The sequence below is a fragment of the Actinokineospora enzanensis DSM 44649 genome (genome assembly GCF_000374445.1).
Lineage (GTDB): Bacteria > Actinomycetota > Actinomycetes > Mycobacteriales > Pseudonocardiaceae > Actinokineospora > Actinokineospora enzanensis.
Genome location: NZ_KB894408.1, coordinates 223,318 through 236,512 on the forward strand (window position 1 = coordinate 223,318; position 13,195 = coordinate 236,512).

General features: G+C 71.1%; 23 protein-coding genes. 1 reads left to right on the forward strand and 22 read right to left on the reverse strand.

Going from position 1 to position 13,195, the window contains the following annotated elements; all coding sequences use genetic code 11:
* Positions 1-104: 104 nt before the first annotated feature.
* The 8 genes from C503_RS0110645 to C503_RS0110680 all read right to left on the reverse strand — a co-directional run bounded on the left by C503_RS0110645 (position 105) and on the right by C503_RS0110680 (position 6,439).
* Positions 105-815: a hypothetical protein gene (locus tag C503_RS0110645; RefSeq protein WP_156893121.1), complete on the reverse strand. Its 711-nt coding sequence runs from the start codon at positions 813-815 to the stop codon at positions 105-107.
* Between the two features lie 28 nt (positions 816-843).
* Positions 844-1,185: a hypothetical protein gene (locus C503_RS0110650; protein WP_156893122.1), complete on the reverse strand. Its 342-nt coding sequence runs from the start codon at positions 1,183-1,185 to the stop codon at positions 844-846.
* A gap of 61 nt (positions 1,186-1,246) precedes the next feature.
* Positions 1,247-1,465, reverse strand: coding sequence for a hypothetical protein (locus C503_RS0110655; protein WP_026316154.1), 219 nt, complete (start codon positions 1,463-1,465; stop codon positions 1,247-1,249).
* Positions 1,466-1,488: 23 nt separating this feature from the next.
* Complete coding sequence (locus C503_RS0110660) at positions 1,489-2,520, reverse strand: phage minor capsid protein (RefSeq protein ID WP_245572445.1); 1,032 nt, start codon at positions 2,518-2,520, stop codon at positions 1,489-1,491.
* 38 nt (positions 2,521-2,558) lie between these two features.
* Complete coding sequence (locus C503_RS0110665; protein ID WP_018682190.1) at positions 2,559-4,091, reverse strand: hypothetical protein; 1,533 nt, start codon at positions 4,089-4,091, stop codon at positions 2,559-2,561.
* A 219-nt stretch (positions 4,092-4,310) separates the two neighbouring features.
* Complete coding sequence (locus C503_RS0110670; protein WP_018682191.1) at positions 4,311-5,606, reverse strand: PBSX family phage terminase large subunit; 1,296 nt, start codon at positions 5,604-5,606, stop codon at positions 4,311-4,313.
* Positions 5,603-6,175 carry a hypothetical protein gene (locus C503_RS0110675; protein WP_018682192.1) on the reverse strand — a complete coding sequence of 191 codons (573 nt, stop codon included), beginning with the start codon at positions 6,173-6,175 and terminating at the stop codon, positions 5,603-5,605. Before C503_RS0110675 ends, C503_RS0110670 begins: the two co-directional genes overlap by 4 nt.
* A gap of 42 nt (positions 6,176-6,217) precedes the next feature.
* Complete coding sequence (locus C503_RS0110680; protein WP_018682193.1) at positions 6,218-6,439, reverse strand: hypothetical protein; 222 nt, start codon at positions 6,437-6,439, stop codon at positions 6,218-6,220.
* 103 nt (positions 6,440-6,542) lie between these two features.
* On the opposite strand from C503_RS0110680, the gene C503_RS43185 reads away from it, so the two are divergent.
* Complete coding sequence (locus C503_RS43185) at positions 6,543-6,893, forward strand: DUF6011 domain-containing protein (protein ID WP_018682194.1); 351 nt, start codon at positions 6,543-6,545, stop codon at positions 6,891-6,893.
* A gap of 9 nt (positions 6,894-6,902) precedes the next feature.
* Here C503_RS43185 and C503_RS0110690 read toward each other — a convergent pair whose 3' ends face one another.
* The 14 genes from C503_RS0110690 to C503_RS45835 form a co-directional block, all read right to left on the reverse strand.
* A complete protein-coding gene (locus C503_RS0110690) occupies positions 6,903-7,520 on the reverse strand; it encodes a hypothetical protein (RefSeq protein ID WP_018682195.1) in 618 nt (205 codons plus the stop codon).
* 2 nt (positions 7,521-7,522) lie between these two features.
* Positions 7,523-7,705: a hypothetical protein gene (locus C503_RS0110695; RefSeq protein WP_018682196.1), complete on the reverse strand. Its 183-nt coding sequence runs from the start codon at positions 7,703-7,705 to the stop codon at positions 7,523-7,525.
* A 136-nt stretch (positions 7,706-7,841) separates the two neighbouring features.
* On the reverse strand, positions 7,842-8,390 hold the full coding sequence (locus C503_RS38910; RefSeq protein WP_018682197.1) for a WhiB family transcriptional regulator: 549 nt from the start codon (positions 8,388-8,390) through the stop codon (positions 7,842-7,844).
* Positions 8,387-8,815 carry a hypothetical protein gene (locus C503_RS0110705; protein WP_033400457.1) on the reverse strand — a complete coding sequence of 143 codons (429 nt, stop codon included), beginning with the start codon at positions 8,813-8,815 and terminating at the stop codon, positions 8,387-8,389. The genes C503_RS38910 and C503_RS0110705 overlap by 4 nt, the downstream gene beginning before the upstream one ends.
* A gap of 1 nt (position 8,816) precedes the next feature.
* Complete coding sequence (locus C503_RS38915) at positions 8,817-9,008, reverse strand: hypothetical protein (protein ID WP_033400458.1); 192 nt, start codon at positions 9,006-9,008, stop codon at positions 8,817-8,819.
* Entirely contained in the window at positions 9,005-9,757 is a 753-nt protein-coding gene (locus C503_RS0110710; RefSeq protein WP_018682199.1) for a hypothetical protein, read from the reverse strand. Before C503_RS0110710 ends, C503_RS38915 begins: the two co-directional genes overlap by 4 nt.
* The gene (locus tag C503_RS0110715) at positions 9,754-10,119 is read right to left on the reverse strand and encodes a hypothetical protein (protein WP_018682200.1); all 366 of its coding nucleotides are present in this window, start codon (positions 10,117-10,119) and stop codon (positions 9,754-9,756) included. The genes C503_RS0110710 and C503_RS0110715 overlap by 4 nt, the downstream gene beginning before the upstream one ends.
* Complete coding sequence (locus C503_RS38920) at positions 10,116-10,520, reverse strand: hypothetical protein (protein WP_018682201.1); 405 nt, start codon at positions 10,518-10,520, stop codon at positions 10,116-10,118. The genes C503_RS0110715 and C503_RS38920 overlap by 4 nt, the downstream gene beginning before the upstream one ends.
* Before the next feature lie 5 nt (positions 10,521-10,525).
* Positions 10,526-10,696: a hypothetical protein gene (locus C503_RS45820; RefSeq protein ID WP_018682202.1), complete on the reverse strand. Its 171-nt coding sequence runs from the start codon at positions 10,694-10,696 to the stop codon at positions 10,526-10,528.
* Between the two features lie 17 nt (positions 10,697-10,713).
* On the reverse strand, positions 10,714-10,896 hold the full coding sequence (locus C503_RS0110730) for a hypothetical protein (RefSeq protein WP_018682203.1): 183 nt from the start codon (positions 10,894-10,896) through the stop codon (positions 10,714-10,716).
* Complete coding sequence (locus C503_RS0110735; protein WP_018682204.1) at positions 10,893-11,315, reverse strand: hypothetical protein; 423 nt, start codon at positions 11,313-11,315, stop codon at positions 10,893-10,895. Before C503_RS0110735 ends, C503_RS0110730 begins: the two co-directional genes overlap by 4 nt.
* 60 nt (positions 11,316-11,375) lie before the next feature.
* Positions 11,376-11,603, reverse strand: a complete 228-nt coding sequence (locus C503_RS45825; RefSeq protein ID WP_018682205.1) for a hypothetical protein — start codon at positions 11,601-11,603, stop codon at positions 11,376-11,378.
* A gap of 35 nt (positions 11,604-11,638) precedes the next feature.
* Entirely contained in the window at positions 11,639-12,211 is a 573-nt protein-coding gene (locus C503_RS45830; protein ID WP_018682206.1) for a zinc finger domain-containing protein, read from the reverse strand.
* Positions 12,208-13,173, reverse strand: a complete 966-nt coding sequence (locus tag C503_RS45835) for a hypothetical protein (RefSeq protein ID WP_156893124.1) — start codon at positions 13,171-13,173, stop codon at positions 12,208-12,210. The genes C503_RS45830 and C503_RS45835 overlap by 4 nt, the downstream gene beginning before the upstream one ends.
* Positions 13,174-13,195 lie beyond the last annotated feature (22 nt).

Sequence of the window (13,195 nt, forward strand, 5' to 3'; positions counted from 1 at the left end):
TCAGGTGTTCTCGTGCTCGCGGAGTTCGAGCGAAGGAGCCTCCGTGGTGCCGGGCGCAGTGATCCGGGCGGGGTGCCTGCGGTCCTCACTAGACCCGGCCGGTGTCACTGCGGGGTCTGGAGCGCCTTCGCCCGCTTGAGCGCGATCGCCGTGCGATGGTCGCCTGCCCGCTGCGCGGCGGCGATCTGCTCGTCCAGGCTGGGGGCACCGACACCGGTACGGTCACCGCCGGACGACGCTGGCAGGCCCGGGGCGGTCTTCCACTCCGGGTACTGCTCGGCGGTGGTCGTCACCGCTCCGCTGATGGCCTGCCGCACTGCGGCGGTGTCAGTAGGGCTGACGCCGTTCAGTGCACCGGTCAGGTCAACCAGCCTCGCGAACACCCCGACCCGCTCAGCCTTGATGCCCGCGGCGAGCGCGAGGGACTCGACCATCGCGGCCCGCGCCTGGTCCTGGTAGGCGGCGGCCTGCTGCTGTGCTGCCGCCAGTGCGGCGGCGGGGTCTTGCTGCTGTTCCGGTGCGAGCCCGAACGCGGCGGAGAGCTTCGCCTGGAACTCCTGCTGCTGCGCGGTGAACTGCGCGGTGAGGCTTGCGGCCTGCCGGTCGAGCCGGTCCTTCATGAGCGCGTCGAGGTCGGCCTGCGTCAGGCCGAGCGTGGCCCCTTCGGGCTGCGTTCCACCGGGGGCGGTGGGGGCGGGGGTGGTCGGCCCGGCGGGGGCGGGCCCGGCGGGCGGGGTTGCCACGGGCGCGGGCTGCTGCCCATCGGGGGCGACTCCGGGCGCGGTCGGGGCGGGTCCGGGGGTAGGTGCGGTCATGCCCCGGACCCTGTGCCCTTGGTGTCACCTACAGGTCCACCACCGCGACCGTCATCGACGTCGCGGCGTCGAAGTTCAGGTACACGTTGCCGTCCTGCTGCCGGTAGACCGGGCTCGGCCGCCACCGGTAGGTCTTGCCCGCCGGGATGGTGACCGTTCGCGAGGTCACGGTCTGTCCGTCGACCAGCAGCGGGATCGGGACGGTCATGGTGTGCGACGCGGTGTCGGCGTTCTTGATGAGCACCACGGCGGGGCCGCCGTCGTAGAGGAACGAGTTGCCGTTCGGGGCAGCGCTCGCGTCGACCGCACTGAAGGTGAGTTCGGCGCCGGTCGTGTCGGCGAGCTGGACGGGGATTGCGGTGCGGGCCACGGTGGACTCCTCGGCCTGGACGATGGTGTGTGCCGGGGTCACCGTGGCCCGCCGCTGTCACCTACAGGTGCGCGCGGACGGCCGCGTCCTTGGCCTCCAAGAGCTTCCGCAGTGCGGTGGTGTGCTCGGCCGGATCGGTGTCCGGGGTGAACCGGCCTTCCAGCTCATGCGCGAGCGCATGGAACATGCGGGCCACTTCGGCCAGCGCGGGCGGCAGGTGGTTGTGCTCGAAGTAGCGGAGGATCGGACGGGGCGGGTTGCCGTCGGTCAGGTTGCTCATGGCGACACTGTGCAACAGATCTGTCACCCAGCGGGTTGCTCCCGATCGCGCCGCCGAATCTGGCCTGTGGCCTCGGTGTGCTCGCGGATTCGCGTCGACTTCGCCCGGATCTGCGCGCGCAGACGGCGTGCGACCGGCCCGTTGTGGTCGATCTGCTCGGCGGCGGACTGGCGGCGGCGAAGGTCCCGCATCTCCCGCTCCAGGCGGCGCAGGGTTTGCTGCTCGCGGTAGCCGGTGGGGTTCTCGGCCGGACGCGGCGCGCGGGTGAAACCGACTGCGTGGGGATCGAGGCGGTGCGTGCAGTTGGGGTGCTGGAGTCCAGCGGTGACCGCCTCGGCGACGGTGCCCGCGACCGTGAGCCTGTCGACGGCCGTGCCGGTCGCGGTCCGCCCGGTGATCGACAGCAGGTTGCCCTCCCACGGGCGGCAGACACCGCACTCTCTGGGCGAATCGGAGACGACCACCAGGTCCCTGCCCTCGGCCACCATGGTGTCCAACTGGCCCTGCACGGCGGTTTGCCCGCTGATAGTGCGGCCTGCCATCCGAGCGTAGGCGTCAAGATGCCAACGGCGCCCGCTCTTGTCGACGAACCGGTCCTCCCCGCGCACGAGCAGCTTGTCGACCGCTTCGGCGATCGCGTCCTGCCGGGTGCCCGCCCCAGCCTGCACGCCCAGCTCCACATCGGACACGACCCGCCATGCCATCCGCTCGTGCGCGGCGATGACCGGGACGTGCGCGCCTTCCAGTCGCGTGACGAGTCGGGTGGCGAGCTGCTGCACCGCCTGCGGGCGGGACACGACCGCGGGCACGTCGAGCGTCGTCGCGGCCCGCGCGCCGATCGCGTACGCCTCGTCGAGCGCGAGCGTGACCAGCTCGGGCGTGAGCGCGTCGGCCTGGGCGACGACGGCGCGCAGCTCGGCGCGCAGGGCCAGCGTCTCCCGGGTCTTGGCCGTGGCCCAGTCCGGCGCAGTGTGTCCGCGGACGAGGTGCTTGACGACCGTGGCCAGCATCCGCTCGGCCGCTTGGTCCCACACGTCCAGCAGGAGTTTCAGCACGCGGGCAGCGTCGCCGGGACTGACCCCGCGCACCACGACTACTCGCCGCCGCCGTCGGCAGGCCCGTCGTCGACCGGGCCGGGGGTGATCGGCTCCGTGCCGTCCCAGCTCGGCGCGATCGCGCGCTCGTCGGCAAGCGCGTCCACTTCGGCCTGGACCTGGTCGTCATCCCAATCCTGGTGGAGCATGCGCACCACCACCTCGTCGGATGCTGCCTGCGCGCGGCGCAGAAGCTCGACGACCTCGGCGAGTTCCTTCGCGTCCTGGTCCCCCTCGGGCCACGACAGAGTCGGGCGCGTGGTGGGCTTGGGTTGTCCGAATTGGACGGCGTTGATGAGTGCGAGGGTCTCGGCGAACCGCTCGATCGGCGGGCGTGCGTAACGGCGCTTCCGGCCGCCGGTCCGGGACGAACGGTGCCGTCGCAGCCGGAACGAGGTGCCGGAGAGCTGACCGTCCACGTCGATCCCGAACGTCTGCGGCGAATACCCTGCGCGCGACACAATCGCGTCGATCCAAGCCTTGCAGGTCTCGCGGTGCTCCTCGAACCGGATCGCGAACTCCACCGGCGTGAGCGGAGCGGCCTTGCCCGCGTCGTCGGCGGGCAGGCCCGGGATCGGCGTGAACACGCGCGCGTCCTCGTCGAACACCTTGGCAGGTGCGGCACGGCCGCCGAACCACCGCGAACGGCCTTGGGGTGCGGCGTCCAGCATCTCGGCTGACGCCAGAATCCGGGCCTTGCCCAGCTCGATGTCCCGCATCCAGCTGCTGTATGCCTCATCCAGGCAGTCCATCAGCGACTCCAGGCCCTGGAAATCGCTGAGTCCGATCGGCATCCCGCTGTCCTCGTCCGGGTCCGGAAGGATGTTGGGCCAGTGCTCGACCAAGATCCCCGGCCGGATCGCGGTGGTCGAGTACGAGTCGAGCAGATCCTCGGTGGACGGGTGATCGGTCAGCGGAAGCAGGCGGCCGACGCTGATCTCGGTGCCCAGCCAGAGTTCGTTGCGCACCTGGCCGGGTTCGTGGTGCTCGATATGCCGCCACACCTCGCCTCGCTGCAACGCGGTCCACCCCGCTGGCGGGGGCAGCACGCGCACGAACGCCACCCGCCGCAGGCGGCCGAACCGAAACTCGGGCAGCGCCTGGTCGGCCGGGACCACGGTGGGGATCGCGTGGTCGGCGATGTCTGCGTCCCAGGCTGGGACGAGGAACACGCCGCCGAGCGCGGCCGTGGTCTCGGCGGCCTCCAGCAGCGTGTTGCCCCACCCCGCGGCTTGGGCGAAGTGGTCCCATGCGTCCTGCATCTTCTTGTCCGCGCCCCAGTCAAGGCTCGGGGTGTCGCCCACGACTAAATCGGCGGACGTGCGGGCGATGTCGCGGGCGAGGGCGGAGTGCACGGCCCGTTCTTCGGGGTGCCGTTCCCGCTTGTGCCAGTAGCCGCCCGGCACGGTGGTGGGGACGTGGCGGGCGAGGTTGCGGGTGGAGCCGGTCCACCACGCACGCCATGACCGCCACCGCAGGCGCAGGGCTTGATGTCCGGGTGGGGGCCATTGGGAGCCGGGCTCGATCAGCACGTCAGCAAAGGTTCCGGCGCAGTGTCACCCGTTCGGCCGGCGATCAGCTCCAGCAGCACTCGCTAGACTGGCGTCGTTCGGTGGCCCCGCCTGCCGGGCCTGCGAGACAAGCCGCACCGGGGACATAGTTCCGTTGGGTAAGCCCCGGCAAGAGCCCGCGCTGCGGGTGCTCCGCGATCAACGGACGCCGCCCGGCAGGTCGACAGGGCCACCGAACACCTACGCGGCAGCAGGTAGATCGGTCATCGCAGCCAGTTCCGGCAGCCACGCCCGCCATACGCCGCGCGCGGCCATCACCCCGTACCGCAGCGCGTCCGGCCCATGATCGTCGACCTTGGCCGGTTCCTCATCGCCGCGTAGCAGGGCTTCCTCAGCCCAGACGTAGCCGCACAGTTCATCCCACAAAATAGGGCATCGAGTCGTGTCCACCAGCAGACGCTCGCCACCGAGCAGTGACGCGGTGGCCTTGATCCCGTCGTCGACGCGGTTGTCCGCGGACCGCAGGCCCGGCCAGCCGTCGGCGCGCAGTTGCACCCGCAGCGACGCCGCGGACGGATCGAGGACCGTGGTGGGCACCAGACCGGTGTCCGCGAGTTCGGCAGTGGCCCATGTCGCGAGGCGTGCGCTGATCTGGGCGTCGGTGAGTTGTCCGGCCTCGCGGCCGTTGTGCTGCCACTCGGCGACGCACCACAACCGGTCGCGGCCGGTGTCGTCGGCCGCGAGCACCAGGAGGACGGCGTGGGTGGGGTTGCTGGTGCCGTAGTCGATCGAGATCCAGGCGCGTTGCCATCGGTTCCTGGGCGGGGCCGCGTGGTGGTGGCGGTTCTCGTCGAGCATGTCGTAGATCGCGCCCTCGGCGGCGACCCAGAGCCCGAGGACGAACCGCTTGTAGTACAGGCCGGTGAACTCGCTGGCGATGCTGTCCTTGTACTCCTGCGACAGGCCGGGGTTGTCGAAGAGCGCGAAGTGGACGGTGTAGAGGTTCAGTTCACCGGCGCGTAGGAGGTACTTCTTTCGCAGCCAGTGGGCGGGGCTGTCGGGGTTGGTCGTGCCGAACAGCTTCGCGCCGCGTACCGAGCTGCGGCCCAGAAGCTGGACGAAGAAGTCCTCCTTCAGGACAGTGATCTCGTCCACGTAGGCGCCCGCGAGTGTCAGGCCGCGGATGGTCTTCTCGGCCTTGGCGTCGTGGGCGCCGAGTACGTGGACGGTGCGGCCCAGGATGCGGCATCGCGGTGCGCCGGGGGTGTAGGTGATGGCGTCCGGTGCCAGGTCGGCGATGACGTCGATGACGTTGCGGTAGGCCGAGTCCCGGGTGCGGCCGATCATGGCCAGCGGGCCCGGCGGTGCCGTGCGCACGTAAAGCAGCCAGCGGGCGATGGACGCGATGGTCTTACCCGACCGGATGCTGCCTTCCCACACGTTCAGCCGGGCGCAGGCGTCCAGAATGCTGTCCTGCTGTTTGATCGACAGGGCGGCCAGTTCCTCGGCCGGGGACGGCGGCGCGGGCGCGGTCACTCGGCGCCCTGCGCCGCGGCCTCCCCGGCGGCGCGGTCGCGCTGCTCGCGGGCAAGGCGTAGCGACTTCTCGAACTGCTCCAGCAATCCGGACGCGGCACCGGTTCCGCTGTTCTCGGCTTCCAGGCGCGTGTACTCGGCGACCGTGCGCGCGGCCGCGGCGATGGCGCCCATGGTGGACTGCCAGTCGCGGGGACCAGCCGGGGTGGTGTTGTACTCGACGCGTTCACCGGCCATCGGGCCCGCGTCCTTGACCACGTGCAGGTGGGTGACGTCGGCCAGCAGCCGCTCGCGTAGCTCGTCGATGTCGTCGAGGAGGTCGGCGGCGAGCTGGTTGCGTCGCTCGGCGATGTGCGCGGCCTTCTGGCTGTTCGCGGCTTCGGTTCGCCATGCGCCGTCTCGCCACGCGTTGAGCAGGCCGTAGTCCCTCGCGATGCGTTGGACGGTGCCCATGCCGACGCCGTGGCGGCGGGCGATGCGGCGGACGCTGCCGTCGGTGGTGCCCGCGGTCTCGCGGATGTCCGCGGCGATCGCGTCGCGCTGTTGCTGGCTGAGGGCGGGTCCGGGCACGTGGGGATGGTGACCAGTGGGTGTCACCCCTGTCCGGTCATGTCATCCCTTGGGTTTGGGACCTGGTGGGGCGGGGGCGATGCCGTGCTCGCGGGCGATTCGGCGTACGTAGGCGGGTGAGTACGGGCTGCGCTCGGCTACATCGGTGGGAGGTGTGCCACGCCGGAGTTCGACAACGATCTCCTCGGCCACGACGGCGGTCGCGGCGTCGAGTTCGGCCTTGGCCTTGAGGTATCGCGCGGTGGCGCGGTCGAGTCCGGTCATGTCGACCAGGGTAGCGGAACCGAGTTGCGATACACAGTTGCGTTGCGATACTTAGTTGCGATACTCTGTAGCGGTACACGGGAGCAGAACAAGAGGGGTCAAGATGAACACCACCACCACCACGACCACCCACTGCGGCCGCTGCGGCCGGACCCTCCGCTCCGCCACCAGCATCGCCCGCGGCTACGGCCGCACCTGCGCCGCCAAGATCGCCAAGGCCACCAACGAGGTCGCCGAGACCGCCGAATACAAGCCGGTCCAGATCGAGAAGGCGGCCGAGTTGCTGGAGCTGCGCGCCATCACCCGCACCGCCCCCAAGATCTACCTGGCGGTCTCCAGCCGGGGCGACGCCACCTACAGCATCGACCAGCACGCCGGGCGCTGCGACTGCCCCGCCGGTGACCGCGGCCTGCGCTGCTACCACCTCGCCGCTGCCGCCATCCTCGCCGCCTGAAGGTGGCGATCAGCCCCGCCCTTGGCCGCACTCGCACGGCCGGGCCATGACCACCGTGCGCCCGGTCGACTCGTCGATGCCCACCCACCGGAGCTGGCCGAGCAGGCGGGCGGCGGTGGCCACGCCGGTCAGCAGGCGCGGGCGGGCGCGGACGAGGGCGCCGTGCTCGTGGTAGGTGCGCATCTCCGTTCCGACGGGGCGGGCGGACATGAGGATGGCCGGGGTCAGCTCCCAGCCGGACGCCCCGCAGGTCTGGGCCAGCACGGCGCGGGCCGCAGCCGGGTCGAACCGGGCGGTGGTGTGGTATCCAGGCTTGAGTCCCATCGGGACGGTGAGTGCGGGCGGTGCCGCCGGCTGGCGGGCCCATCCGGTCTCGGACACGATCAGGTCGACCGCGGCCTCGCACGCATCGATGTCCGGGGCGCCGTGGGTGCGGGACGGGTCGCGGTAGAGCAGGGCCGTCGTGATCGCTTCCTCGGTGCCGATGAGCGCGGCGTCGACCGGCAGGTCCAGGTCTCGTGCGATGCCGGTGAGGGCGGCGCGGACGACCGGGGCCGGGATCGCGGGGATGGTGAGGGTGGCGGTCCAGGCGCCGGGCACCGCCAGAGTTTCGACGAAGTCGTGCACGGTCAGCCCTTCGGCTGGGCGATGGTGAAGTGGCCGTCCCGGAACGCGCCGGACCCGCGTTTGGGGCGGTGGGTGTGATGGCGGGTGACGAGAACCCCGCCCGCGGCCTCGATGGCGTCGAGGACGCGCTTGGCCTGGTCGGGGGTGGGGGCGTCGATGCGGAAGGCGACGGTGATGGTGTCCATGTGTTGATCATCCTCTCTGGATAGGTTGCGGGACAGTGGTTTCCAGGTTTTGTCACCTAGGATCACCCGGTTGCCGAAAGGCGGATGGTCAAGGGGCGCAACAGGTTTCGCTGGGGAACGCCCTCCGACCTGCGGGTCAGGCGGCGGTGAGTGTGGTGGCGTAGCGGACCTCCGGCAGGCCCGGCAGCGGCAGCAGCAACTGCCCCGCCTGGGCGCGCCGTCGTCCGCGACCACGGGGTGCGGCGAGTACGAGAAGCGGCGACCGCCAGACGTCGCGGCGCTGGGCGGCTCGGCGCGCGCGGGCCCGCCGGTCGACCTCGTAGACCGCGTGCGCCCGCTTGCAATCGGGGCACGCGCAGCCCCACTTCACCCTGCGCGAGTTGGTTCCGTGCTCGGGCGGGTCTCCCGGAGGCAGGTAGCCGTGGCGGGCCGCGACGAGCTTGCGGTCGGCGTAGTCGAGCCCGCCCCAGATTCCCCAGCGCTCGCGGCGTTCCAGGGCGCCGGTCGCGCACTGGAGTCGGACCGGGCAGGCCGCGCACACGATGCGGGCCACGGTCTTCTGCGCGGTGGTTTTGGGGTCGGCCCAGCAGTCCATCGCCTCAGGGAACAGCCTGCACGCGGCCAGCTCGTGCCACAGCGGGACCACCTTGGGTGCGCGGGCGTAGTCGGGGGCGCAGGTGCTCATCCGATCTCCTCGCGCGGGATCGTGATCTCCTCGAACTCGCGTACCGCGAGCACCTGCCAGGGGATGTTGTCGTGGGTGCGGTAGTCCCACGTGGACAGCAGGAGCAGGCCCCGGGCCAAGCCGCGTACCTGCGTCTCGCGGGTAAGCCGGTAGAGCCGCCCGCGGGGGATTCCGTAGCGGCGGGCGAGTTCGACGAGCTGCCGATGGTCGTAAGTGAGAGCCAGGATGGGCCGCCCAGCGACGAGGTGCTCGTGGATGCGCTGGGTGGTGCGCTCCCGGCTGGCGGCCGCGTTACGGTCGCGGCATCTGCGGCGATGGCGAAAGGAAACCTGGTCCCGAAGAGGGCGTGAGGGGTCGAAGGCGAGTCCGAGGACGACCGGAGTCGATACCGTGATGGCGAACAGTAAGCAGAGCCAGAGGGACACGTCAGCCTCCATAGTGCCGGGCACGTAGCTCGCGTTGGTGGTCGGTGGGTGGGGCCCAGTGGTGCGGGCCGACCTGGGCGGCGGTGCGGACGCGGTGGTCGTCGTCGAGTGCACCGCACCAGCGGCAGCCGTCGACCGGTGGCCAGTCGTGGGCGGGGCAGCAGCCGGGCCGCCGCTGGTGCTCGCGGGTCATCGCGTGGGTGGTGCGGGGTCGCTGTTCGGCAGCCACGCCACGCCGCCTGATTCCGCGTGCTCCACGACTAGCAGGCACTCGACGACCTTGCCGTTGAGCATCTTGTGCAGGTTGTCGCCGATCACCCAGGGGCGGCCCGGCTGGGGGTTGCTGGCCCCGCACCATTCGCACGGTTCGACCGCGGGCGTGGTGTCCTGAGGGGACGAGGCGCGGTTGAGCGCGTCCACGTCGCCCGCCAGGGCGTCGGCGGCCCGCCGGTACTCGTTGGCCCGGCGTGCCATTCCGCGCAGGAGGGCCGACAGGTGGTCTCGCTCGGCGCGGGCTTCGCCCAGCCGCGCACCCCGACCGACGGCCAGCTTTCGCCATCGCGCCCGGCCCCTCTCGGCCTCTTGACGGAGCGTGTCGACGTGCTGCGCGTCCTGGGCGATGTCCCACCAGGTCAGGCCCCACCGCTTGCGGACGGCAGCGCGGAACCGGTCGCGTTCTCGGCGGGCTGCTTCGCGGGTGTCGTCCCGTTCGTCGCGCGCTTCCTCGACGAACCGTGCCCGGTTGTCCGCGATCTGGTTCAGGCGGCCGAGTTCGGCGGTCAGGTCGGCGATGCGCTGGTCCCGCTCGACCAGCAGCGGGCGGACCACGGCGAGGGTCGCGTCGGCGATCTCGTGCGGCATGATGCTGCCGCGGATGGTCGTGCGCCAGACGACGCGAGCGATCTGCTCGCGGAGGTGGTCGTGTCCGGCCTGCTCGGTCACGCGGTCACCTCGGGCGTGTGGTCGTCCAGTTCCTCTGTCAGCACGGCGATCCACTCGGCGGTCATGCGGTGGGCGTGCGTGGCGGTGCGGGTGAGTGCGGCGGTGATGGCGTCGGCGCGGGCGAGAACACCGTTCAGGGCGGCGCGGAGGTCGCGCGGGTCGTGGCCGTCCGGGAGCAGCAGGGAGTGCACGCGCTTCTCGCCGCCGTCGCCGAGGTACCAGGCCGCCGCGGCGAGGGGCATGGCGCGCACGAGCTTGTCGAGGTTGGTGGTCCAGGTGGTCCACGCGTCGATCAGGGTGATGGTCTGGCGGTCGAGGCTCGCTGCGGTGGCGTGGGCCTGGGTGATCGGGTCGAGGGTCACGGGGTGGCCTCCCGGGTGATGGTGATGCGGAGCCAGAGCCGCCGGGGCCCGGGTCCTGTGTGGATGGTGGGCATCAGCTCGGTGACGTATTGCGGGGTGTCGTTGGGGACAACCCCGGCGTCGACCACGCCGTCCAGAGCTGGCTTTTGGCAGGGCATCAGGTTGGACGGATCGAACTGGCCGCGCCCGATGCTGCCGGGGGCGTAGTGCAGGCCGACCTCGATGTGGTCGGCGCACGGCACCGCGGCTTGCTTTGCCTGCCAGTGCGCGGCGTGGCGAACCATCCGCTTGAGCTTGGCCTCCACGAAGCGGTGCAGCCGCTGGTTGGCGTGCAAGGGTGGTCCGGGGTGAACCTGCCCCCGCCGGGTGAGGGCGAGGGGCAGGTCCAGGTCGTAGTCCACGGGCGTTAGTTGTTGCTGCCGTAGGCGTCGCCGATCTGGCCGAGCTGGGCGTCGAGATCGCGGGTGGGCTCGCCTTGGCGCCTGCGTTCGTCGATCTCGTCGGCGGTGGCGTCGATGTCCCGTTCGAGGTCCGATGTGGACTTGCCGAGGTGCGGGTTGGGCTGGAACCAGGCCACGGTGGTCTCCTCCTGGGCTATCGGTTGGTGCCGCAGGTGCAGGCGGCGGCGGTGGTCCGGCAGCGGGGGCAGATGGTGGCCGGGGTGGCGCGGTGGCGGCCGTCGTAGGTGGACTGGCGGTTCCCGTTGGGGTCGCGGGGGGCGAACGCGTTCTTGATCGCGGCGCGGGCGGCGGCAGCGGCGCGCTGGTTCGGGGTCACAGCTGGGCCTCCAGCTCGGTCTCGCGCTCGACGTCGTCAGTGAGGTCGTCGGCGGTGATGACACCGGGCGTGGCGTGGGTGGGGCCGTCCCCGCTGACGTAGGCGGTGATCGCGAAGGCGGTGACGGCGGAGGGAATGACGGGGGTGGTGCGGAGGTTCGCGGTGGCGGTCCAGAAGCGGGCGTCGCGGCGGCGGAGGTGGATGGGGGTGTCGGGGTTGGCGGCGCGGCAGGCGGCGGTGAAGTCGGCGAGGGTGGGGAAGGTGAGGAGGATGTAGCCGCCGATGTCGATAGCGCGGACGGTGAGGCTGTGGGTGTCGGTCCAGTCGGCGAGCTCGCGCAGGATGGTCGTGGTGGTGGCGTTGATGGGGATTGCGGGGGTGCCGCTGGCCGGGCGGCTGGTGGTGGTGGTGGTGGTCATTTCGTCTGTCTCCTGTGGTGGGTGGGGGTGGGGCGGCCCGTCGCCGGGCCGCCCCGGGGGCTAGTCGAGGTTGGTGCCGATGAACACGTCGCCCCAGGTCTCGCCCTCTTCCCCGATGTCAACAAGGCTGTGGTTGTGGCAGCGGTGGCAGCGGCCGAGGAAGCTCGCGCCGTGGATCTGGTCCTGGCAGGCGCGGCAGAGCGGGCGGTATTCGCCGGTGTCGGGGTCCAGGACGGCGACTCGACGTCCTTCCTGCACGAGGTAGGCGGGGAGCGTGGCGGAGGTCATCGGATTCCCTTTCGGTGTCACCGGCTGGCGTGCCGTCAACGATACATTGTTGCGTCCGCGCACGCAACATCGTTCGCACGACGAAACTCGCCGGGGTCGAGCGCCAACGCCCGCCGGGACGGGTGCACCTCGCCCCGCGTCCTGGTCAGAGCCCGCCCACGCCCATCCCGGCACCGCTCCCCCACCCCGGCCCGACACGGCCCCCACGGACACCGCACCGACAGCAAGCTCCGGCGGGCCTCCACTTCGCACTCCGCCGCCTCCGAGTCCAGCCCGGTCCGCAGATGCGCCCACAACGCCATCCCCCGCGTAGCAGCGTCCGCCGCACTCCGGGCGGACGCGGTGATCGCCCGCCGCTCCACCACCGGATCCCGGCGCCGATCCCGCCACCACCCCGCGATATCCGCAGGCGTGATCGTCTCCCGCGTCTCCCTGTACCGATCGGACCCGTACCACGCCCGCACAGCCTGCTGCGCCGCCTCGAACGGGACCCGGGCAAGCAACTCGGCCCACAGCTTCCGCAACATCCCAGCCTCGTCCGGCCGCGGCGCCCGCTGATCCAGCATCTTCACCACCGTGAGCAACCGGCCCACCTCGACGTCGTTCACGCGCCCCGACCCCCCTCGACCACCCGCAGCTCCGGCGCGGACCCGCCCGCAAGCCCGACCAACCACGGGTCGTCCGGCGACAGGAACCCCAGCGCACTGTCCACACGGGACGATCCGGTGGACCCGCGTGGCACGCCCGCGCCCGATGGCACGTGCTGCTCGCCTGGTGGCATTTGTGCTGCTCTGGCGGCTTTGACGGCGTCGTCGTAGAGGTGGGGTAGGAGGCCGGGTTTGGCGTCGGGGCGTCGGTCGAATTCGTGGAGGGCGGCGCGGATGAGGTCGGGGTTGGCGTTGCGGGTGAGGAGGGTGTCGACGTGGTGGGCGATGGCGGTGTAGTGGTCGGGGTTGTTGGGGGTGTTGTGGGTTTGTCGCCATGTGGCGACGAGTTGGTAGGCGGGGGCGGTGACGGCGTTCTGGTTGAGGTTGTGGAGGGTCGCGCGTGTGCGCGCGTAGCCGCTGCTGCTGCTTCTAGTGGTAGTAGCGAAGCTACTACCACTAGAAGTACTTGAAGTGCCCTTATCCGACGTCGGATGAGGGGCTTTCGGGCTGACCTGCGGGTTTGGGCCGTTTTCGGGGGTATACCCCTGGGGGGTGTTGCCCGAAGGTCGGGTGCCCGAACGTCGGGAAGGGACTTTCGGGCTGACCTGCGGTGATGCGTTCCGGCCTGGTTCCGAAGTGCCGTAAGGGGTTTTCGGCTCGACCTGCGGGTTCCCTTCCCCCGAAAGCCCTTCAGGGGACTTCGGGGCCGAGGCGAGTGTGCAGTCCCACGACCACCGGCCGGTGGCCTTGTCCTGGACGCGCAGGCGGACGATCAGCCCCGCCGCGTCCAGCTCGGCGAGGGCGGTCAGGATGGCTTTCCGGCCCTCGGTGGGGGACGCTGCGGCGAGGGTGTCGGCGTCGATTCGGGCGCCGTCCTGGATGGCTGCGAGAACGCCCTGGGCGCGGTAGGAGAGGGGTGGCACGGTGGTTCTCCGGGGGTTGTGC